We start from the raw sequence: 18,873 nt of genomic DNA, 5'->3' as shown, positions 1-18,873 counted from the left end.
GCCAGGTGGTCCACAAGGTTCTGGGCATGGCTTGTCGATTTTATCATAGTAACCGTGGCATTTGAGGTTCTCTTTGCAATAGTCTATGCCCCGCTTGCATTTCTCCAGGGAATTGACGGAAGCCCGGCAATGCCGGCAGTAGGAGCGGCAAGGTTTGCAGTACAGAGCCTGATGTTCTTTGCATACTGGACATACTTTGAGTCTTCCACCGGCCAGAGCATTGGCAAGAAGCTATTAAAAATTAAGACAACCGACATGGCAGGCAACAGCATCAGTGCCCGGCATGCTGCGATTGAGAGCTTTGGCAAGGCATTTCTGCTTCCAATAGACGTGCTTTTGGGATGGATATTTACCAATGAAAAGAGGCAGCGGCTGCTGGCAAGGGCGGCAGATACCATCGTGGTCAAAGTTCAGGATGTGCGAGCAACTGCAGCAGACAACGTCAACTACCGCAAAGAGTGACGCGGCAAGATGAAGCGCGGATATCCTGTACTCATTGCCGGTGCTATCCTTCTAGTAGCAGGCGTGACGGTATCTGCTGTCTGGGGTGCATCTTTTGCCAGCTTCTTTGTACAGCAGAATTCGATTGTTGCACGCACGCCAATTGATGCCGGCAAGTCGGCGACAGCACAAACGGACGTCTCACGTCTTGACATACCGCTGTCACTTGCAATTAGTGTTGAACGGCCCGCCGGAACAACCGCGCCGCCAGGCATACCAATGACGGAAACCGTTACAGACCCGTCGGGACAGGTAGTTAGCAGCAACCAGTTCGTAGATTCATTCTATACAACATTCACGCCGCACGCGACGGGCACTTATACTGTGACTATCACAAACACCGGAAGCCGACCAGCAATAGTGAGTGGCATGTTTGGCCACATGCCCTTTATGTCGATGGACGGGAGAACTATTTCCTGGCCGGGCGCATTTGGCCTGATAATCGTCGGAGGGGTGCTGAGCGCGGTCGGAGTCATGACGCTGATAGCAGGCGGGATAGTCCTAGCTGTTGATAGCCGAAGCAAAAGACCAGAGGGAGCCACCACTACTGAGGGCGGCATTACCTACAGGAAGGACTAGTACGACAGGGCTAGATGGCGGCAAGACCATGGACAGGGAATGCGCTACTCGGACGGAAAGGGCGGCTCGCCGCGATTTCATTCCAGCATACAAGAGAGTCGGAGTAGTTGGCTCAATCTTTGTCACTACCCTGGTCTTCCTGTTCTTTTATGCACATCAGGCATGGTCAACGGGCTTTTTCACTGAGTCATTTGGTCCGCTGGAGTATGCCTTTTACGGAGCGATTTTCTGCGGGCTTGTCGGACCGCTGGCGCGAGCAATAACGGGAAGGAGAAATACCTCCAGGATTCCAGAGATAGCGGCATCGATCTTTTGGATATTATGTTCAGTCTGGCTGCTTCAGGTATTCCCGTTTGACTTTAGCCATTTCGGCGACGTGCTCCCAAGCTTTATGCGGTTCATGGTCGCCTGGATTACGAATGACATTGCCAGGGTCTTTCTAGCAATCGGCATCGTTGCAACCAGCATTTTTGCGATTGTTAGCGCTGCTATCTACCTGAGCGTGCGAAAAATATTACTGTCATCGGAGGCCAAGAACCAAGGACAGGTTCCATAGACCTGGTGGTTGCGACACCAAGGCGTCCTCACAGCCAAACATCAAAAGGACGTCTGCAATCGTCAAACCACAAGGTCTAATAATTTTTCAAATAATGTAGTGGAATCCCGCTAATGGTTAAATTGATTAAGATCAGTTCATTGTCATGTCGAGAAACGAGAATTCCCAGCCAGCTGATGCTGCAAAGGCATCGCCGTCTGAAATCCAGGAAATTGTAAGAGGGCTAAATGAAGACCTTGCCAGAGAGTACAAAACCATTATCCAGTACGTGGTCTTTAGCAACACTCTCAAGGGGGCGGAATACGGGGACATTGCGGAGCAGCTAAAGGCTCATGCTTCAGAAGAACTTGCTCATGCACTTGAAGTTGCGCGTCAAATCGACTACCTTGGTGGCAAGCCTACGATGAAAAGCGCCGAGGCGCAGTTTTCCGAAGATTCGAGAAAGATGCTCGAGATTGACCTGCAGGCAGAGCAGGAGACGATCAGAAACTACAGAGAACGCATTAGGCAGGCCGAACGTGCTGGCGAGTTTGCCCTTTCGGAGAAACTCCGTGAAATCATTGCCGAGGAGCAAGACCATGAGATAGATCTAAAGGATGCACTGGGCCTGGATTAAGCTGACATTTTAGCTTGGACGTCTGCTAGAAGCGATTGGCTGGTGGCAAACGCGATCGACAGTTTAAATTGTCACTAGCCGGCCTTACTTGCTGACTCGAATGGCAGTATCAGTAGGAGAATGGCATTGAATCTGTCATCGCTGACAATAAACCAGGCGGCTCCGCAAATATTCCGCCGTCCAGTGCTTTCAGTCGGCCTCGACGATGAACTTCCGCTTGCAGCTACATTCATGGCAGTCGGCCCGCAGATCTACGTTGACGGCCTTGTTGTCTTGGACTCTTTTGGCAAGATTGCGGGTCGCATCGGCAACCAGTACATCATGTACCACATTCTTGATGCCGGCGGAAAATGGCTCAATACCAAGGTTTCAGAGTTGCTGAGCCTGGAGGACGCAATATCGCTCGAAGGCTCATCATATCTTAGCGAAGCGTTCGACCTCTTTGAATCGAGCCACTTTGCATTTGTCCCAGTCACGCTTGGCGGCAAAATCGCGGCGACTCTTTCGCTCCGCGACCTTCTTCCGCTTGTCTTTAGATCTAATGTCAACACCCCAGTGCGGGATGTCGGCTCGCCCATAATCACCATCCCGTCAAAGAGCAGTTTAGGCGATGTCTTTAGAACCATCACTGATCGGCAGATAAGAAACGTCGGCATCACTTTTGAAGGAGGAGGGAAAGGCGACATTAGCATTATCAACGACCGCAAGATTCTGGAATTCCTCTCAAGCCATGAGGGCCGCCAGGCACTCGCAGGGCATCAAGAAGACGGCATAAGGCCGTTAGACAAGATCCCTCTCGAGACTCTAAGCTTGCTTCAGCCCAAAAAGATTAGCTTTGAAACGGCAATCAGTTCTGCGGCGCCACTGCTCGAGGACGTAAGTGCGCCGTGCATTCTTTCCGACGGGCTGATAGTAACGCCCTGGGACCTTGTGATAAAGGGGCTGCGACGTACGTCGGTCTGAAGACGGCCGGGCCTCAAAAACCCCGAGGGCGCCTAGGGGACTATTACTGCCCGGCCCGTTATCTGTCCGTTCCTTAGCAGATCGATTGCCTCGTTGATTTTGCCAATGGGGTAAGTCCTGTATGCGTGCTTTACCTTGCGCTGCGAGGCAAGCTCGATTACTTCTCTCAATTCGTTGTAGTTGCCCCACAGAGATGGGATAACCTGGTTTTCATTTATGACTGACGCTACAAGCGGCATCTTTATCGTGCTGCTAAACAGACCGACTAGGACCAGCGCCCCTCCTTTGGCAAGTATCCGAAATGCCGCGTCAGCGGTACTCTCTGCGCCAACGGCATCCAGGACGACGTCCGCCCCTCTTCCCCCTGTCAATTGAAGGACTTCCTCCCTGATGTTTTTCGAAGTCGACATGTTTATCGTATAGTCGGCGCCAAAGTTTTCCGCAAGTGTGAGCTTTGACTCGCTTCTGTCAATTCCGATTACAGTGGAATGGGGGGCAAGCAGCCTTGCATACTGCACCCCGTAGGATCCAAGACCTCCTATGCCAATGACAGCTATGCTTGTGCCGGGCCCAAGCATGTGCCTAACCTTCTTCACAGCCCTGTAAGGCGTAAGGCCTGCGTCCGTCAGCGGCGCAAGCTCTTCAACAGTCAGCTTTTCCCTTCCGTCTGGATTTCCTTTTACAAGGAAGCGATATGACGGCACCATGATGTATTGGGCATAGCCTCCATCATAGGTTGAGAGACCCGGCCACTGACCAAGCGTGCACATCTGCTCGTCGCCTCGCTTGCAAAAAAGACAGATGCCGCATCCCCATCCGCCAAAGACTGCCACTAGCTCTCCCTTTGAGAAAATGTTCGGGGGTACAGACTCGCCCACTTCTTCCACCCAGCCCGCGACCTCGTGACCGGGCGTCTTTGGAAGGCTTATCGGTACCGCGTCCTTCCATTCTCCGCTTATCAGGTGAAGGTCACTGTGGCAAAGCCCTGCAGCGCCGACTCTGACTATAACCTGCTCGCCAGTTGGCCTGGCGGGCTTGGGCACGTCCTCAACGACCAGTGGCTTTTGATATTCGTGGAGTCTCGCAGAAACCATAGTTCCGCTTGATTGATATTTTTCTTCTTTCTGTTCGGAATACATCAGAAGGTGCGCTGTCACCGCAGTATATAGGAAGGCGGAATGCACTGGCGTGCATTGCAAACGCTATGGCGAATAAAACGTCGCTTGAGGGTCGCCACTGGACAGCCCAAGAATCTCTGCCACTTCCGGGTCTATACTGGCAACTTTCCTTCCGACGTCCGCAGAATTCGCTTCAGCTACTGTAAGGCTGACTTCAGTTGGCTGACTCTTTTGTTTTTGCCATTGTGTCATAACCTCGAGGCTGAAAAAGGTACACAAGTTCTCTGAATGCAGTGCAATGCACAACATTCCTCGTGTTATAATACCATGCGAACAGTATAGATGCTGTATGACACTGGAGGTCGCTGATGCTATCAAGTCAGGCAAGGCCAACAAGGCGGAAGAAGAAAGACCGGCTCTTGAGGCAGCTCCGAATGAAGCAGACTGGATGAAGTATTTCACAGACTGCACTATCGATATTGTAGTCCTGTCTTCGATATCGGTTATAGTATTCTTTTCCTACCTTGCTTCATTCAATCCGTTCATGTGGAGCTGGCCTGCCTCAAAGCAAGGGCAGTCCAGATCTTGCAAGTAATCGAAATTTGTCTTAGTAAGCTGAAATTTCTCGATGATCATATTTGTGTGATCGTCGCTTCAGGTGATGCTAGCTATTCTTAGTTTCTGAAAACGAAGCAGCGCTTAGGAGAGCAAGACAAGAGTGCACAGCGTTGCAATGCGGACATAGATGCTAAATAGCACGGAGACGATGTGTCTGGTAGGAAGTCGCAATATGGACGGGCGGCGATTGCCTGGTCAGCGTCGCGAATCGGGTAGTGACTCGATTCGTAGCCGAAGAACGAACGGACGCTGGCATGCCTGGAGTGACGCAGGGAAAGTTGAAGCAATGCAAGGCATGAGACGCAGGCAAACGCGATCGGTGTCTGTAAGCCTACTCAGGACATCTTACGCCAAAGCCGCCAAGTTGCGACTTCCTTCTCCCCGCAAGGCAACCGCGATTATTGGCCGCCAAGTTCTTTCACAATTTCCGAGACTGTCCTTATCTTCGCGCCATATACCCGCTTAAGGTAATCCAGGCCTGACACGTGGTCGCCTTCGGTAAAAGCCTCGACCGCGTCCTCGGGCACAACAATGTCCAAGTTCCGGACGAAAGCGTCGTATGCCGTGTGCCTGTCGCAAATGTTGGTGTGAAGACCGGTGATTATCACGGTGTTGGCGCCCTTACCGTCGTAGACTCCCTGCAAAGCCTTGTCAAGCCCGGTCCCATCAAAGGCGCTGTAAGTGCGCTTTGGTATCACATAATCAGACTTGTGCGGTTTTAGACTATCAATCACCATGGCTCCCTTTGTCCCCTTCATTGCATGCTTGCCCCAAAGCTTCATTTCGTAGGAATCAATGGGAAGGTGTTCGTCGTTGCAGTAAAAGACGGGAACGTTATTCTTGCGAGCAACGCCACGAAGCGTCTTGATGTTTGGAATTATCCTTGCTGCCCTCTCGCACTTGAGCTTGCCATAGACAAAATCGTTTAGCATGTCAAGGATAAGTACGGCGTACCGCCTTTGGTCCTGACCAAAAGAGTGAATGCGTCCGGACTCCGGCATCTGCGCGGCTGATGACATGACAGTTTTTCAGGCCAGCCACTAATAAAACAATACCAATAGCTAGGCAAAATGAGCACTAGAAAATGCCGAGCTTTTCTGCAAGCGTGCGCAGCTTTGCACTGAGCTGGACCGGGAATTTGTCAACTGTCATGTCAATCCGCCTGAACTCTGCTGGCAATGCCTGCACCTGAAAGGCATGCTGTTTCTGAATGTCCTGAAGTGTCGGAATAGTCGTGCAGAGCCTGCCTCTCTGGACGTACCTTTGCAGAAGTGGGCTGGAATTTTCTGGAGGGATTTCGTCATCCAGGGCGACAGTGTCAAGCTTGATCGTTCCGCTGCTCTGGTCAACTGTGCGGTAAACCTGCTTTGGCCCAGGATACGTTGCCTTTCCCTGGCTGGTCTTGGATTTGTAAATGACTTCACCGGCTTCGCCTACTCGATGCGACCTTATCGCGACTAGTTTGTAAACGCCGTTCAGGGCCGGGTCGTCTCTTGATGTCACGAGTTCGGTTCCAACCCCGAAAACGTCTATCGGTGCCCCCCTTCTTACGAGGTCGCTGATGATGTATTCATTCAAGTCGCCGCTTGCCATTATTAATGTCGAACTGTAGCCCGCCTCGTCAAGGATCCCTCTTGACTTTACGCTCAAGTCGTAGAGGTCTCCGCTGTCAAGCCTTATTCCACTGACCTTTATGCCGCTTCTGACAATGCTTCCAACTGCCGCAAGGGTGTCATAGGTGTCGACCAATAGCATCCCCTCAGGGAACACCTTGACAAACTCCTTGAACGCTTCAAGCTCAGTTTGAAAGTTCATGACAAAAGAGTGCGCCATTGTCCCGAATGCCGGTATGCCGAGCCTGTTGCTTGCAAGGATGTTCGAAGTTCCCACGCAGCCGCCGATATAGCTGGCCCGAGCGGCCAAAAGCGCGGCCTGCGGTCCGTGGGCGCGCCTTGACCCAAACTCGACAATGGCCTTGCCCTTGGCGGCGTTAGTGACCCTTGATGCCTTGCTTGCTATGAGGCCTTCAAAGTTTATTATTGAAAGAAGGAAGGTCTCTATTATTTGGGCCTCGATAATGGGAGCCTCGATCCTTATGATAGGCTCGTTTGGGAAAAGAACGGTTCCTTCCGGTACCGCCCAGACATCGCCGGTGAACCTAAAGTCCTGAAGATATCTGAAAAAGTCTTTCGCTGCAGCATTTTGGAAGGCCTCGTTTAATTTCAGAGACTCAATCTGGGCATCTGTGAATTTGAGATTGATAAGGAAGTGTACAACCTGTTCCAGGCCGGCACACACCAGATACGAGCGGTTGTGGGGCAGCTTTCTGATGAATGCTTCAAAGACGGCGATGCGGTCTGCCTGCCCTGACGCCAGATAAGCGGCTGCCATTGTCAGCTCGTACAGGTCTGTGGCAAGCGCAGTGTCGTTTTCTGAAATGAGCAGTCCCTGAGGCTTGACACTGTTTTTCACCTTGTCGTTCATACTCTGGCTACGAGATATCTCCATTATGTATCGATAAAAATTTTCTTTGGGAGTTCGTGGCCGACCTCACTTCGAATCAGGCTCTTTCAGCCGATGGTTGACCGCAGCGAGGTTATGCTCCAGGAACTTTTTGTACGCCAAAAGGAGCTTCTTCTGGTTCGCTCTTGAAACGTCGTCTATTCTCGAAAGCATTGACTCAGTTTCGTGGGATAAGTGGTTAATCTGGTCCTCAATTGCGATCTTGTTCTCTATGTTCATCCCGATCGACATTATCAGATCCTTGACCGAATCGGCGGCAGCTCTTGCCTTTCTGGCTATTGCCTCACGGTCATAGTCCTTGGACGTTGAAAAATCGGTTTCCTTTTGGCTCTGTACCATAGGCATGGGGTGCCCGCTCGAATAATTAACTTGGATGCATTTTCTGCAATGCAGTGCATTCATGTCTATAGCCCCAGAGATGGTGAAAACGCTCTTTCGAAATGCGAGCCTGAAAGAGTGCAATGCAATGCACAGCATTCGTCCTGAATTAATGCTTCTTGCTGCCTACGCTCCATGCTGTAATGATTACCCGAGTTTCCTTGATAGGCAGGGGAGGTCAGGGCATCAAGTCTGCCGCTCATATCATAGGCACCGCTGCCTTTCTTGCAGGATATGCAGTTCAGGATCAACCTTTATACGGCGCAGAAAGGCGGGGCGCTCCGATAACGGCGTTCATACGCATTTCCGACGAGCCCGTCATCCTTGAAAGAGGTCACGCAATCGACCCAGCAATATTGGTTATCGCCGACGAATCACTTCTTGACGATACTCTGGCGGGGTCAGTCGAAACCATGTTATCTTCTGAAACTGTTCTATTTGTAAGCACCGACAAGACAGCCGCGGAGCTTCAGGCAAAGTATAGTTTCCTTGGGACCCTGGCCGCCGGAAATATCATTTCGGCAAACCTTGCCAGACGTTCAGAAGAGATTCTGGGAGCCGGGGGCTTGGTTGCCTCTGCCGTCTCCGGCGTCACTGCAAAGCTTCTTGGACTCGGCTATGCCGAGCTCGAGAAGGCTGTCAGATTCGAGCTCTCAAAGCTGGGTGTTTCAGGCGAGAGGCTCGAGGGAAATGTGAATCTGGCCAGAGCCACCTACCAGTCTGTCCAGACTTTGCCCGAGGTCACAGGATTGCAGCCGCCTCGCCGTTCGGCACGGCCAGAAGAAATCATAGCGCTTGGATATCAGGGTCCAGCCCTTTCGGCCTGCACCATAACCGCGCCTGGAAATACCGCGTCAAGAAAAGTGGGAAACTGGAGCCTCTACAAGCCGCTGATAGATTATGACCGATGCACCAAGTGCATGATTTGTTTTGTGTACTGCCCAGACAGCGCGATTTCAATCAGGCCTGCGGACAGGCTTCCAAGCGTAAACTACAATGCATGCAAGGGATGCGACATCTGCTATACTGAGTGCCCCGTCAAGGCGATCTCGCTAGTCCGGAGGGAGAACGCTTGACTTTTGAAAAGGAACTCCTCACAGGAAACGCCGCGGTCGCGACCGCGGTCAGGCTTGCCGGCGTCGAGTATATCCCGGCGTATCCTATAACCCCCCAGACGGAAATAATCGAGCTTCTCTCGAAATGGATAGACGAGGGGAAAATGCAAAGCCGAATAGTGCTCATGGATTCGGAGCACTCGATGATGTCTGCTGCAGGCGCCGCCGCGGTAACCGGCGTGAGGACTTTTACTGCAAGCTCCAGCCAGGGGCTGCTGTACGCGTTTGAGATGCTGTACAACGTGGCCGGCTGGAGAGCGCCTATCGTACTCGCAAACGTCTCACGGGCATTGGCAGCTCCGATAACGCTCGAGCCTGATCACAACGACGTGTTATCTGCCAGGGGCAGCGGGTTTATACAAATCCACTGCGAGACATGCCAGGAAGTTATCGACTCAATCCTTATGGCATACAGAATAGCAGAAGACGGCAGGGTCAGGCTGCCCGCAATAGTAAACCTTGACGGCTTTTACCTTTCCTATACTCGAGAGCCGGTCCAAGTGCCGGACCAAAAGTTGGTCGAAGAGTTTCTTCCAGAATATTCGCCGCCGGAAGGCTACATTTGCGCCTCGAATCCCATGTCCGTGGCTTCCGCGGTTCTGGACGGCAGGGCATATTCGTATTTCAAGTACCAGATGCATCTTGCTTCACTCAATGCGCTGGAGGTGCACGAACGGGCTGCATCTGATTTTGAGAGGCTCTTTGGAAGGAAATATGGCCTAGCCGAAGAGTTTATGCTGCAGGACGCCGACTATGTCCTGGTCACAACAAACTCGTTCTCGACGATGGCCAAGGCGGCCGCTGTGGATCTTAGAAAGGCCGGCAAAAAGGTCGGCATACTCCGCATAAGGATGGTCCGCCCTTTCCCAAGGGCTGCAATCGCAAGAATGCTGGCCGGCAAAAAGGGTGTCGCCGTTTTTGACCAGAACATCTCGGTGGGAAGCGGGGGGATACTCTATCCGGAAATCCTTGCCGCACTCTACCACCAAAGCGACAGGCCCAAGCGGATACTTTCGTTCATTGGAGGACTGGGCGGCAAGCGGCTGAGCTCTGCGGAATTTCGCCACATGCTCAGCGCGGTAGCCTCTGAAGCCGAGCAGGACTATTTGCACATGCAAAGCGTCCTTCTTTTTACGGACCAGGACTGGGGGTCAGTAAAGGGGATGCTCCGGATCGCCGGCAAAGCTGTCCCAGAAGAAACCAAGGAGGATGCACATTGAGCATCAAACAGCACAGGACTATAAGGGACATCCCGCTGGAGGAAAGCCTTACCGCCGGCACGATGCTGTGCGCGGGCTGCGGTGGCGTCCTGCTTGTGCGAATTCTTGAAAAGATGCTTGGGCCTGCAGTCGTCACCGTGAACGCAGCTGGCTGCATGAGCATGATTTCGGTGTATCCATACACGCCGTTCAAGTCCTCCTGGTTCTATGTGGCAATGCCAAGTGCCCCTGCGGCGGCGCAGGGTATTCGCGATGCCCTCGACATCCTGATTGAGAAGAAAAGGATCTCTCGGGAGCAAGACCTTAAAGTGCTTGTGGTTACAGGCGACGGAGCTGCCGCGGACATTGGCCTTCAGTCCACCTCCGGGGCACTCCATAGAAAGCTTGACTTTTACTATCTGGTCTATGACAACGAGGCTTACTCGAACACCGGCTTTCAGGCATCAGGGTCGTCTCCATACGGGTCAAACACCAAGACCACTTCGCCGGGCTCGATGGCCCCGCAGGGGCTGTCTCTCGATAAAAAGGACCTGTTTGAGATATGGCGTGCCCACAGGCCGCCATATATCGCAACGGTCTCCCCGGCCCATATTGCAGACATGATGCAGAAGATAGAGACAGCATCTCAGTTCCGCGGACCCAAGCTGTTCATTGCACTGTCTCCCTGCCCTCCAGGCTGGTCAATCGACTCCGACAAGGTGATCAGGGTCTCTAAAATGGCCGTCGAAACGGGCGTCTGGCCGCTCAAGGAGGCTATTGACGGGAGGGTAAAGCACACTGTTATGATGCGCAGTAACCGAAGGCCCCTAGAAGAATACCTAAGGATGCAGGGCAGGTTTGAACACCTCTTTGAGCCAGTCCTCCAGGAAAACGTGCTAAAGGAACTTCAAAAGAAGGTTGACGACTACTGGGCTTCGGTGTCCGGATAAAGCGCCCTATCTCTTGAGCTCATGTGCCAGCTCCTGCCTTTCCATCTCCACTCCCAGTATGTCGGTCTTGCTTACAAGGCCAATCAAGGAGCCGTTCTCGTCACACACAAAGATTTTGCCAGCCTTGCTCTTTGACATTAGGGCAAGGGCTTTGTCAGCAGGCATGTCCGAGGTTGCAACTGCAAGATCCTCTAGCGGGATCATTATGTCAGAAGCGGTGACTGTCGGTCTGTTGTGCTCAGGTACATCCTGAGCCCTCTTGAGCGTCACCATCCCAAGCAGCTTGTTTTTGTCAGCGCCATCAACCACCGGAAATGCGCTCTTAAAGTAGACCGCGAAATATCGGCTAATAAGCGCATCAACACGTACAATGGGGCTCACCCAGACTACGTTGGTGTTCATGATGTCACGCAGCTTTATCGCACCAAGGGTCGCAGAAATCTGCATCTGAGAGAGGTATGACTGAGCGCCGCTCATCATGAACCAGCCTAGAAGCAATATCCAAAGCCCGCCCACAAAGTCGCCTCCAAACATTGCAAGAAAGCCAACCGCAATCAGCCCATACGAGATGGCAACGCCTACGTGAACTGCCGTCTCGGTAGCCTTCATGTAGTCCTTCTTTGTCCGGACAAGCATCGCTCTTAGGATTCTGCCGCCATCGGATGGAAAGGCAGGGATGAGGTTGAAAGCGCCAAGGACCAAGTTTACGAGCGCGCTGTAAAATAACACCCCTTGCGCCATTTTGGATACCACGCCACCGTTCATTCCCCACGTGGTTAGGAAAAGAAATCCTAGGCCAAATAGGCCTGCAAGTACAAAGCTGGTAAGAGGTCCCGCAAAGGCCATCTTGGCTTCTTTCTTGTAGTCTTTGATCTCCTCGGAAATGTCCGATACGCCTCCAAAAAGAAACAACACTATCTGTCGGATCTGGACGCCATATCTTTTGGCAAGTCTGGAATGGGCGAGCTCGTGCACGAGGACGGACACGAAAAGAATCGCAGCTCCGATGCCTCCCATAATCCAGTATTCGAGTGTGGACAGACCTGGAAGGTATTCCGGCATAAAACTTGCCGCAAGGCTCCATGAAATAAGCAGAAAAGCAATTAGCAAAGTGAAATGAAGACGAATCGGAATCCCATCTATTCGGCCGATCTGGACAGACATCTTTCTATTCGGCTTGACTTTTCAGCTCTCTGCTAATAAGAAGGGCGAATGCAGTGCAATGCTTTGCAAATCCAACCGCCGCCTGCTTGCCAGCCATTGGCAAGAGCCGGCCATACAATTGCGCTCTTGATTGTAGTGCACTACAGTGCAAACCTGAAGCACAAATAGGCTAGGGTCAAACACAGTTCATTGGGATTGCTCGACCGAGACCGAAGATTGCTATTTTCTGACAGACGGGAGGCAGGACTTGAGCTTGCAAATATGCTCGAGCAGCGCTTCGGAAGCGCGCTTGTGAACAACAGCGAATCGGTCGTGATCGCCATCCCAAGGGGAGGGGTCGAAACAGGAGATGCCGTCGCCCAATACTTGGGAATAGGGATGGATGTTGTAGTTTCACGAAAAGTTGGCGCTCCGTACAATTCCGAGCTTGCAATAGGCGCTGTCACGCCAGATGGCAGGTTCTATGCGAACGAGGACCTCATTGAAGCCACGGGCGCGACAAAGGCTTACATTGAAGAGCAAGTTGCTGTGCAGAAAAAGGAGATAGAGCGCAGGCTGTACAAATTCCGCGGAAGCACAGAGTATAACCTGAAAGGCAGAACAGTGGTGCTCGTCGACGACGGGGTGGCAACCGGCGCAACGATACTTGCGGCAGTCGAATGGCTGAAGAAGCTGATGCCAAAGCGGCTGATAGTTGCGGTTCCTGTCGGCTCGATTAGCGCTATGGAGGCACTGAAAAGTGCAGTTGCCGATGTGGTATCTCTGTATACGCCGGCTTCGTTTGAAGCAGTCGGCCAATTCTACAGCGACTTTGCCCAGGTCGAGGACGATCAGGTAGTGCAGATCATGAAGAAATACAGGCATCAGGACTAGGTTACTGGCAACGATATGCTAGGCTATGTGCTCGGAAAACCAGACACATGCCAGACTCGAAACCTCTTCTAGCTTGCCGGGCTCCTCAAAAAGGTGTGTTGCCCCAGGCACAATGACTAGCTTCTTCTCTTTAGCGTTCTTCATTAGCTCCAAAGCCTGCTCGTTTAGAGCTATGACATCGCTATCCTCCCCGCCTACAATCAAAAGCGTTGGCGCCATGACGCTATGAAGGAATGCCGCGCCGGCCAAATCGGGTCTTCCACCCCTGCTGACTATCGCCCTGACAATTTGAGGTAGCCGAGCGGCGGCAACAAGGGCAGCCGCGGCTCCCGTGCTTGCGCCGAACAAGCCAATGCCCAACTTGGGATGGTGGTCAGACAGCCACATTAGTGCACCCACAAGACGCTTCGCTAGAAGCGGGATATCAAATCTCAAATGCATTGTGTAGGCATCAATCCTCTCCTCGTCAAGGGTCAGCAGGTCTATCAGCAGAGTGCCGATTCCTGCATCATGAAGAACCCGGGCGACGTACCGGTTCCTTGGGCTGTGCCTGCTGCTGCCACTTCCATGGGCAAAAAGGACCAGACCCCTTGCTCGGCTGGGGATAACCAGATCGCCTTCGAGCTCGACGTTCCCTGCATTAACCGAGACCAGATAAGTTTCAGCCATCGTGATTCTAGCCCCTGTCGACGGGATAAAAGCCCGCCATTCCATCAAGAATCATCAGGTGGCTTTCTTTTGAGCAGCAATCGCAGCCTTTCTTGGCGCAGTCCCGCGCAAGCTCGTGATCGCAATCCCTGCAACTGCAAATGTTCTCGGCGGGGAAATCCTTTCGCTCGCCCTTCGATTTGCTTTTTGAGGCCATTACTTTCTTTGCCAATGTCATTATTCAGCTAAACGTGCATAATTGCGGTAGGCTTGCTGTGCAATGCACTGAAATTGCGAACCGCAAAACGAGATTGTGAAAGGCCGCTTGGCTTGCGAAAAACGAAGCTTCTTACGTTGCGCCAATTCATCCGGCGGGGCAGTCACTTTTTGGCATTGAACATCGAAAACCTAGTATTAGCGGGCGCCGCATCTGAAACGTTTCGCAGGAGGCAAGCAGAGGGGCGATGAGCTATACCGGTGTCACCAATCCAAATTCGCCAGTCTCCATGGCGCTAAAGCTGATTGCCGGCGGCGCTTTTCTTGTGCTTGGCGTCTTGTTTATTTTCGACCCCGGCAGGGCGGCGGAGGGAGCGGTACTTGCAGCCGCTGCCTGCGGGTGGCTGTTTTTCATTCTCAGGAACTACTCAAAGCATCGCGCTGACCTAGAATCCCTCCGATAACGCCTCGGGTCCCATCAAAGTCCTCGGGCCCATGCTTCCTTTGCATTGCACTGCATTCTTCTCTTTTAAATAGAAACCATGAGAAAAATTCCTAATGTCAGTTGAAGCTTTTCACAAGATTGTAGTTCCGATAGACGGCTCCAAATACTCTTTTCGGGCCGCATCGACTGGGATTGGCATAGCCAAAAAGTTCGGTGCAGAGCTGATCCTTGTGCATGTTGCGGCCATAAACCAGAATCTGCAGATGTTGGGCGTCTATGGCACGTCTCACCCCGAGTCTGTGGCAAGTCGAATAAAGGCCGAAGGGGAAGATGCTGCTTCGTGGTTCGCGTCCATAAAGGATGAAGCATCTGCCCAGGGTGTAAGCGCAAAATCTGAAGTAATCGATGGTCCGCTCTCTACAGTCGGCGAAATTGTGCAGTATGCCGAACAGCGCAAAGTCGATCTTATCGTGATCGGGAGCAGGGGCAGGACCGGATTTAAGAAGCTAGTACTAGGAAGCGTAGCCTCAGGCGTCGTGACTTATGCTCCCTGCGCAGTGCTCGTGGTAAAATAGTCCTTCGCAATAGCGGGCGCTTCGCCAACGACATGTGCAATTCTGTGTCTTGCAGTGAATACGTCCTGGTTATATGCAATGGGACCCCAGGCTGCCGCACATGAAGGCACTAGTCTTGTTCGACACCATGACCGGGAATACAGAAAAGATAGCAAACGCACTGGCCCGCGGCCTGAAGCAGCATGCCGCAACAGACTGTCTTAACATAGACAAAGTGACTGACCCTCACTTACTGGAATCATATGACGCGCTGCTGATAGGCGCGCCGACGCATTTTATGACCGCTCCGAGGCACATGAAGCAATTCCTCAAGACCCTGAGGGAAGCAAGCCTCGCAGGAAAGCAGGGCTTTGCGTTTGATACGCGGCTCGAATCACGGTTCTCCGGAAGCGCTGGAAATTATATTGAAAAGGAACTCAAAAAGGCAGGGCTGAAGATAATACGGCACGAGGGCTCGGCACTTATCGGCAACAAGTCAAACCAGCTAGAGGTCGGCATGGAGGAGCTCTTTGAAGGCATTGGAGACGAGATAGGCAGGATGCTTGTGGCTACAACAGCCGCGCCTGCATAGCTGCAACCAGCCGGAGGCTCAACGACTCCAAATAACCCTACTAGTCGAGGCTCACCAAAAGAGCCTCTCGCCCTCTGTTTCCGTCGGGTATATGGCTTCCATGAGGCGGGATTCGGCCTCCCTTGATACCAGCTTTTGCTTGAGATATCTAGCAATATCTGAAGCCGACATTATCCCGACTATTTCACCTTCGCCGACACCCTTGTCTGGACTTTCCCTCACCACAAGGTGCCTGACCCTATTTTTTACCATGGACTCTGCCGCCTCTTCAACCGACGCTGCTCTTGAGATCGATACTATTGGACGGGACATCAGCGATCCTATGGTTACGCCGTCGAGAGGAACGTCCTTTGCAGCAATTTTGACAATGTCTCGCTCCGTAGCTATCCCTACTGCCTCATCGTCCCTAGTGACAACTACTGAGCTGACAGTGTTTTCCACCATCGTTCTTGCCGCGTCAGCAACGCTCTTTTGGTAGTCGAGCATGACCATGCGATCGTTCATGAAATTCTCAACTGTTATCCTCTGAGATGATGATTGCTTTCTAGCCATTCATCCTAAGCAGTCCAATAACCACGATATATGCAGGAGGAATGCAGTGCACTAGCCGTCAAGCGCAATTTTGCGCCTAGCCCGAAAACGCAATGTCCAGACTCCGGATCCTGCTGCAATCGGGATCCGCTGGGTCGTACCCGCCCAACTTTATCGTTACGAAAATTCTGCACGATGCATCCTCCGAAAACATGAAAACTGCCGAAATCTGCCTCCATACCGAGTGCTGGCAGCTGCAAATGTGGAACTCGCATTTCATATTTCTGAAAAACAGAGATGCCAGCCTCAGAAAATCCAGAGCCTCAGACTTGCCACAGAGCGTCTGAGCCTTACTAAACGGCTCACTTATCACAACGTCGTCGGTCAGCAGTCCCAGAAGGCGCCTGATCCTGCCGTGTGAGAGCAGGTTGGCCAGTTCTATCAATACGTCCTCATCGTCAAGGCGCTGCCGAATGACGCGAGGCTTGATTGCAACTAATCGAGGTTGTTCCAAGGATAGTCTATGCACGTCGGAATCGCCTTTTGACCTGTAGGAATGCAGTGTAATGCAAGTTAGTGCTGTTCAAAAAGCCTGCCAACGCCGAAGAAAACGGCGCACCGAGTTACTCACCCGGCTCGCGCTGGTAAAACTTGCCGCTGCACATTGCCCCGCAGATGCTGCACTTGTAGTACGCGCCCTCCAGAAGTTCATGGTGCAGCTCGCCGTGGTTGCAATTCTGGCAGAGTTTGTCAGCGGTCACTTACAGCATGAACCCCGCTGTCCGAATTAAGCATTATCCTGATTTCTTTTCAGCCGTGCGCTCGACTTCAAGGGTGCATCGGGTAACGAGTGCTGCAATGACTCCTATTGCCGCAAGCCATGGCGCCAGCGCCAAGGTCAGAAGCGCGCCAGCCGCGCCCCAGGTAACCGGTATGGAGAGGAGCACTTTGCCCTTGTCATCTTTGATAACAATTCTTCTTACTCTGGCATCGTTAATCACTTCTTTAACCTTGCCAACAAGATTTTCCGAAGAAACGTGGTAGATGTCCTTTTCAAGACCAAGCTGCGTCCCGCAGTTCGGACAGAACTTGGACCCTTCAGGAACTTCAGCGCCGCACTCTTTGCAGTTTGCCATTGTCGGTTCCAGTATTAGTAAGCTTTGGTATATTATTAAGCAATTCTGGCAGCTTTTAGCCTAGCTTGTCGATTGGCTGTGCCAAGCGCGCTATTGACTCGCGAATGGATTTTCGGACTTCCTCGATAATCTCTAGAAGCTCCTTTTCGCCGGAATCTCTCTGCCGTTGCTCGATCTCACTATTGTAGTACTTCATCCAAGAGTATGTATGTTGAAGGTTTTCAAAAAGCTCGAAAGGCAAAAGCGTCTGCTTTCCTCCCAAGATTACAGCATCCCACATGTCCGTAAAGAAAGGCTTGTAGTCTTTGAAATTAATGGTGTCAGCAATAAAGTGTAACTTGTCTTCTAGGTCCTTGCGCACAAACCTGATGATCTGGTTTCTGTATTGAGCGTCATCGCGCTTTTTCTTGCGAGCTGCAACCCAGTTCTCCACGTATATCGCACCATAAACCATGGCCGCAAGCAGGGTCATTTCGACCAGCAGGTAGTCCCAGTCAATAGCCAACTGTAGCTAACCATCCATTCCATAGTTATTATGTCAGTTGATTGCTTTGCAACGCACTGTATGCATTTTCTGGCTGCGCGGCAGCCGAGAAACCACTCGGAGTACGAACTTTTTATTAATGCATAAATGCTCACGGTAAACATTGTCGCAGTCCGTCGATTTTACCTCTATCGCGTCGCTGCTGATTTCAATCTCTGCGTTTGGGATTTCGCTTGTAAGATTCAGAAAAGAGAGCAGGCTGCAGACGCAGGCAGACTTGGTAACTGCGCTGACTGACATTGTCAGGCTTATAGATAACGACAGGGCCATAGAAGCGAGAGGAATCCTCCGCGACGATCCAAGACTAAAGGAGCTGGAGGGTAAAAAGATTGCAGAATCGGATATTGACGAAAAGACCTGGGAGGCGGCAAGGTATGTTGCGACGACGTATGACAGGCTCGGCTTCATACTGAAGCACGATCCCGCATTAGAAAAGGAGATTCTAGAATGGCACGGCGACGTCATAGCAGACATGTGGGAGGTCACGGGGCCGCTTGTAATGGAAAAGTGGCGCAAGCGGAATCCAAACTACGCGAGGGAATTCGAAAGGCTGGCGCAAAACGCAAAGGCGGATGGCTGGTAGCCTTTGCTCATGACAACGAGAAACCAGATTCGAGAATTAGGCAACCAGGGAATCAATCCGTCTGCTGAGGTCCTCGAAGGCCAGGCCTTTTGTCAAAAAGCAATGACTCTTCAGGCTTGGCATGAGCACCCTGGCCTCCTGCTCGTTTATTTCAAATTCGGACAAAAAGCAGACCTTCAGTCCGGGATTTGCCCGCCATAATTCTCGGGCCAATTCAAAGCCAGTCATCTGGGGCAGCCGCACTCCAAGAAAAGCCAGGCTGCAAGCCTTGACATCGTACTCACCCAGTACATCTGAAGGCAGGTTGTAAACATCGACCTGAAAGCCATGCTGTGAAAGCCTGATCATGAGCGAATCAATCAGCTCTCTGTTGTTGTCGACGATCAGCGCTCTGATGTCCGCAGTGCCATCAGCTTGCGATGTCACAACTCAGTATGAAGAATCTACTATTTCTCATTTGTGACTCGCAGA

Annotated in this window: 28 protein-coding genes; 14 read left to right on the top strand and 14 right to left on the bottom strand. The window is 51.9% G+C overall.

The annotated features are described in order from the left end of the window. The 5 genes from ABI361_04385 to ABI361_04365 form a co-directional block, all read left to right on the top strand. The coding region (locus ABI361_04385) for an RDD family protein (protein ID MEO9319891.1) at nt 1–462 on the top strand (462 nt) is incomplete at its 5' end. A gap of 9 nt (nt 463–471) precedes the next feature. Continuing rightward, complete coding sequence (locus ABI361_04380; GenBank protein MEO9319890.1) at nt 472–1,080, top strand: hypothetical protein; 609 nt, start codon at nt 472–474, stop codon at nt 1,078–1,080. A gap of 28 nt (nt 1,081–1,108) precedes the next feature. Next, the gene (locus ABI361_04375) at nt 1,109–1,636 is read left to right on the top strand and encodes a hypothetical protein (GenBank protein ID MEO9319889.1); all 528 of its coding nucleotides are present in this window, start codon (nt 1,109–1,111) and stop codon (nt 1,634–1,636) included. Nucleotides 1,637–1,781: 145 nt separating this feature from the next. Further along, nucleotides 1,782–2,252, top strand: a complete 471-nt coding sequence (locus tag ABI361_04370) for a ferritin-like domain-containing protein (GenBank protein ID MEO9319888.1) — start codon at nt 1,782–1,784, stop codon at nt 2,250–2,252. 126 nt (nt 2,253–2,378) lie between these two features. Next, the gene (locus tag ABI361_04365) at nt 2,379–3,215 is read left to right on the top strand and encodes a hypothetical protein (GenBank protein ID MEO9319887.1); all 837 of its coding nucleotides are present in this window, start codon (nt 2,379–2,381) and stop codon (nt 3,213–3,215) included. A 32-nt stretch (nt 3,216–3,247) separates the two neighbouring features. On the opposite strand, the gene ABI361_04360 is transcribed toward ABI361_04365, so the two are convergent. Beyond that, nucleotides 3,248–4,354, bottom strand: coding sequence for an NAD(P)-dependent alcohol dehydrogenase (locus ABI361_04360; protein MEO9319886.1), 1,107 nt, complete (start codon nt 4,352–4,354; stop codon nt 3,248–3,250). Nucleotides 4,355–4,417: 63 nt separating this feature from the next. Continuing rightward, nucleotides 4,418–4,585: a hypothetical protein gene (locus tag ABI361_04355; protein ID MEO9319885.1), complete on the bottom strand. Its 168-nt coding sequence runs from the start codon at nt 4,583–4,585 to the stop codon at nt 4,418–4,420. 97 nt (nt 4,586–4,682) lie between these two features. Here ABI361_04355 and ABI361_04350 point away from each other — a divergent pair, with 97 nt between their 5' ends. Continuing rightward, nucleotides 4,683–4,928 (top strand): hypothetical protein, encoded by a 246-nt coding sequence (locus ABI361_04350; protein ID MEO9319884.1) that lies wholly within the window; start codon nt 4,683–4,685, stop codon nt 4,926–4,928. Between the two features lie 421 nt (nt 4,929–5,349). Here ABI361_04350 and ABI361_04345 read toward each other — a convergent pair whose 3' ends face one another. The 3 genes from ABI361_04345 to ABI361_04335 form a co-directional block, all read right to left on the bottom strand. Further along, the gene (locus ABI361_04345) at nt 5,350–5,970 is read right to left on the bottom strand and encodes a cysteine hydrolase (protein ID MEO9319883.1); all 621 of its coding nucleotides are present in this window, start codon (nt 5,968–5,970) and stop codon (nt 5,350–5,352) included. 58 nt (nt 5,971–6,028) lie between these two features. Next, on the bottom strand, nt 6,029–7,435 hold the full coding sequence (locus tag ABI361_04340) for a nicotinate phosphoribosyltransferase (GenBank protein ID MEO9319882.1): 1,407 nt from the start codon (nt 7,433–7,435) through the stop codon (nt 6,029–6,031). A gap of 66 nt (nt 7,436–7,501) precedes the next feature. After that, entirely contained in the window at nt 7,502–7,813 is a 312-nt protein-coding gene (locus ABI361_04335; GenBank protein MEO9319881.1) for a hypothetical protein, read from the bottom strand. A gap of 182 nt (nt 7,814–7,995) precedes the next feature. Between ABI361_04335 and ABI361_04330 the strand changes: the two genes are divergently transcribed. From ABI361_04330 to ABI361_04320, 3 genes are read left to right on the top strand one after another with little or no spacing between them, the layout of a single operon-like run. Further along, nucleotides 7,996–8,928: a 2-oxoacid:acceptor oxidoreductase family protein gene (locus ABI361_04330; GenBank protein MEO9319880.1), complete on the top strand. Its 933-nt coding sequence runs from the start codon at nt 7,996–7,998 to the stop codon at nt 8,926–8,928. Next, nucleotides 8,925–10,187 (top strand): pyruvate synthase, encoded by a 1,263-nt coding sequence (locus tag ABI361_04325; GenBank protein ID MEO9319879.1) that lies wholly within the window; start codon nt 8,925–8,927, stop codon nt 10,185–10,187. Before ABI361_04330 ends, ABI361_04325 begins: the two co-directional genes overlap by 4 nt. Beyond that, the gene (locus ABI361_04320; GenBank protein MEO9319878.1) at nt 10,184–11,116 is read left to right on the top strand and encodes a thiamine pyrophosphate-dependent enzyme; all 933 of its coding nucleotides are present in this window, start codon (nt 10,184–10,186) and stop codon (nt 11,114–11,116) included. The genes ABI361_04325 and ABI361_04320 overlap by 4 nt, the downstream gene beginning before the upstream one ends. A 6-nt stretch (nt 11,117–11,122) precedes the next feature. On the opposite strand, the gene ABI361_04315 is transcribed toward ABI361_04320, so the two are convergent. Further along, nucleotides 11,123–12,178, bottom strand: a complete 1,056-nt coding sequence (locus ABI361_04315) for a site-2 protease family protein (protein MEO9319877.1) — start codon at nt 12,176–12,178, stop codon at nt 11,123–11,125. Nucleotides 12,179–12,496: 318 nt separating this feature from the next. Here ABI361_04315 and ABI361_04310 point away from each other — a divergent pair, with 318 nt between their 5' ends. Next, the gene (locus tag ABI361_04310; GenBank protein MEO9319876.1) at nt 12,497–13,153 is read left to right on the top strand and encodes a phosphoribosyltransferase family protein; all 657 of its coding nucleotides are present in this window, start codon (nt 12,497–12,499) and stop codon (nt 13,151–13,153) included. 18 nt (nt 13,154–13,171) lie between these two features. On the opposite strand, the gene ABI361_04305 is transcribed toward ABI361_04310, so the two are convergent. Together ABI361_04305 and ABI361_04300 are read right to left on the bottom strand one after the other, a co-directional pair. Continuing rightward, complete coding sequence (locus ABI361_04305; protein MEO9319875.1) at nt 13,172–13,822, bottom strand: alpha/beta hydrolase; 651 nt, start codon at nt 13,820–13,822, stop codon at nt 13,172–13,174. 7 nt (nt 13,823–13,829) lie between these two features. Then, nucleotides 13,830–14,033, bottom strand: a complete 204-nt coding sequence (locus ABI361_04300; protein MEO9319874.1) for a hypothetical protein — start codon at nt 14,031–14,033, stop codon at nt 13,830–13,832. A gap of 232 nt (nt 14,034–14,265) precedes the next feature. Here ABI361_04300 and ABI361_04295 point away from each other — a divergent pair, with 232 nt between their 5' ends. From ABI361_04295 to ABI361_04285, 3 genes are all read left to right on the top strand, one after another. Then, complete coding sequence (locus tag ABI361_04295) at nt 14,266–14,481, top strand: hypothetical protein (GenBank protein MEO9319873.1); 216 nt, start codon at nt 14,266–14,268, stop codon at nt 14,479–14,481. 94 nt (nt 14,482–14,575) lie between these two features. Next, nucleotides 14,576–15,037 (top strand): universal stress protein, encoded by a 462-nt coding sequence (locus tag ABI361_04290; protein MEO9319872.1) that lies wholly within the window; start codon nt 14,576–14,578, stop codon nt 15,035–15,037. Nucleotides 15,038–15,137: 100 nt separating this feature from the next. Continuing rightward, entirely contained in the window at nt 15,138–15,608 is a 471-nt protein-coding gene (locus ABI361_04285) for a flavodoxin family protein (protein ID MEO9319871.1), read from the top strand. 51 nt (nt 15,609–15,659) lie between these two features. Here ABI361_04285 and ABI361_04280 read toward each other — a convergent pair whose 3' ends face one another. The 5 genes from ABI361_04280 to ABI361_04260 form a co-directional block, all read right to left on the bottom strand. After that, nucleotides 15,660–16,160, bottom strand: coding sequence for a CBS domain-containing protein (locus tag ABI361_04280; GenBank protein MEO9319870.1), 501 nt, complete (start codon nt 16,158–16,160; stop codon nt 15,660–15,662). Between the two features lie 76 nt (nt 16,161–16,236). Then, nucleotides 16,237–16,653, bottom strand: coding sequence for a hypothetical protein (locus ABI361_04275; protein MEO9319869.1), 417 nt, complete (start codon nt 16,651–16,653; stop codon nt 16,237–16,239). Nucleotides 16,654–16,762: 109 nt separating this feature from the next. Continuing rightward, the gene (locus ABI361_04270) at nt 16,763–16,900 is read right to left on the bottom strand and encodes a hypothetical protein (GenBank protein ID MEO9319868.1); all 138 of its coding nucleotides are present in this window, start codon (nt 16,898–16,900) and stop codon (nt 16,763–16,765) included. Between the two features lie 33 nt (nt 16,901–16,933). After that, the gene (locus ABI361_04265) at nt 16,934–17,275 is read right to left on the bottom strand and encodes a DUF4342 domain-containing protein (protein ID MEO9319867.1); all 342 of its coding nucleotides are present in this window, start codon (nt 17,273–17,275) and stop codon (nt 16,934–16,936) included. Nucleotides 17,276–17,330: 55 nt separating this feature from the next. Further along, nucleotides 17,331–17,780, bottom strand: coding sequence for a hypothetical protein (locus tag ABI361_04260; GenBank protein MEO9319866.1), 450 nt, complete (start codon nt 17,778–17,780; stop codon nt 17,331–17,333). 142 nt (nt 17,781–17,922) lie between these two features. Here ABI361_04260 and ABI361_04255 point away from each other — a divergent pair, with 142 nt between their 5' ends. Further along, nucleotides 17,923–18,402, top strand: a complete 480-nt coding sequence (locus ABI361_04255) for a hypothetical protein (protein MEO9319865.1) — start codon at nt 17,923–17,925, stop codon at nt 18,400–18,402. Nucleotides 18,403–18,438: 36 nt separating this feature from the next. Here the strand turns inward: ABI361_04255 and ABI361_04250 are convergent, their stop codons facing one another. Then, a complete protein-coding gene (locus tag ABI361_04250; GenBank protein ID MEO9319864.1) occupies nt 18,439–18,828 on the bottom strand; it encodes a response regulator in 390 nt (129 codons plus the stop codon). Nucleotides 18,829–18,873: the final 45 nt, after the last annotated feature.

Origin of the sequence: Nitrososphaera sp., from assembly GCA_039938515.1 — an archaeon.
In the GTDB taxonomy this organism is placed as follows: domain Archaea; phylum Thermoproteota; class Nitrososphaeria; order Nitrososphaerales; family Nitrososphaeraceae; genus Nitrososphaera.
Note: the sequence above shows the minus strand (reverse complement) of the source record. Positions and strands in the feature narration are given on the sequence as shown.

Coding starts and splice junctions, on each gene's coding strand:
- ABI361_04380 (MEO9319890.1), top strand. CDS start 472: ATGAAGCGCGGATATCCTGTACTCATTGCCGGTGCTATCCTTCTAGTA.
- ABI361_04375 (MEO9319889.1), top strand. CDS start 1,109: ATGGACAGGGAATGCGCTACTCGGACGGAAAGGGCGGCTCGCCGCGAT.
- ABI361_04370 (MEO9319888.1), top strand. CDS start 1,782: ATGTCGAGAAACGAGAATTCCCAGCCAGCTGATGCTGCAAAGGCATCG.
- ABI361_04360 (MEO9319886.1), bottom strand. CDS start 4,354: ATGTATTCCGAACAGAAAGAAGAAAAATATCAATCAAGCGGAACTATG.
- ABI361_04355 (MEO9319885.1), bottom strand. CDS start 4,585: ATGACACAATGGCAAAAACAAAAGAGTCAGCCAACTGAAGTCAGCCTT.
- ABI361_04350 (MEO9319884.1), top strand. CDS start 4,683: ATGACACTGGAGGTCGCTGATGCTATCAAGTCAGGCAAGGCCAACAAG.
- ABI361_04345 (MEO9319883.1), bottom strand. CDS start 5,970: ATGTCATCAGCCGCGCAGATGCCGGAGTCCGGACGCATTCACTCTTTT.
- ABI361_04340 (MEO9319882.1), bottom strand. CDS start 7,435: ATGAACGACAAGGTGAAAAACAGTGTCAAGCCTCAGGGACTGCTCATT.
- ABI361_04335 (MEO9319881.1), bottom strand. CDS start 7,813: ATGGTACAGAGCCAAAAGGAAACCGATTTTTCAACGTCCAAGGACTAT.
- ABI361_04330 (MEO9319880.1), top strand. CDS start 7,996: ATGATTACCCGAGTTTCCTTGATAGGCAGGGGAGGTCAGGGCATCAAG.
- ABI361_04315 (MEO9319877.1), bottom strand. CDS start 12,178: ATGCCGGAATACCTTCCAGGTCTGTCCACACTCGAATACTGGATTATG.
- ABI361_04305 (MEO9319875.1), bottom strand. CDS start 13,822: ATGGCTGAAACTTATCTGGTCTCGGTTAATGCAGGGAACGTCGAGCTC.
- ABI361_04295 (MEO9319873.1), top strand. CDS start 14,266: ATGAGCTATACCGGTGTCACCAATCCAAATTCGCCAGTCTCCATGGCG.
- ABI361_04290 (MEO9319872.1), top strand. CDS start 14,576: ATGTCAGTTGAAGCTTTTCACAAGATTGTAGTTCCGATAGACGGCTCC.
- ABI361_04285 (MEO9319871.1), top strand. CDS start 15,138: ATGAAGGCACTAGTCTTGTTCGACACCATGACCGGGAATACAGAAAAG.
- ABI361_04280 (MEO9319870.1), bottom strand. CDS start 16,160: ATGGCTAGAAAGCAATCATCATCTCAGAGGATAACAGTTGAGAATTTC.
- ABI361_04265 (MEO9319867.1), bottom strand. CDS start 17,275: ATGGCAAACTGCAAAGAGTGCGGCGCTGAAGTTCCTGAAGGGTCCAAG.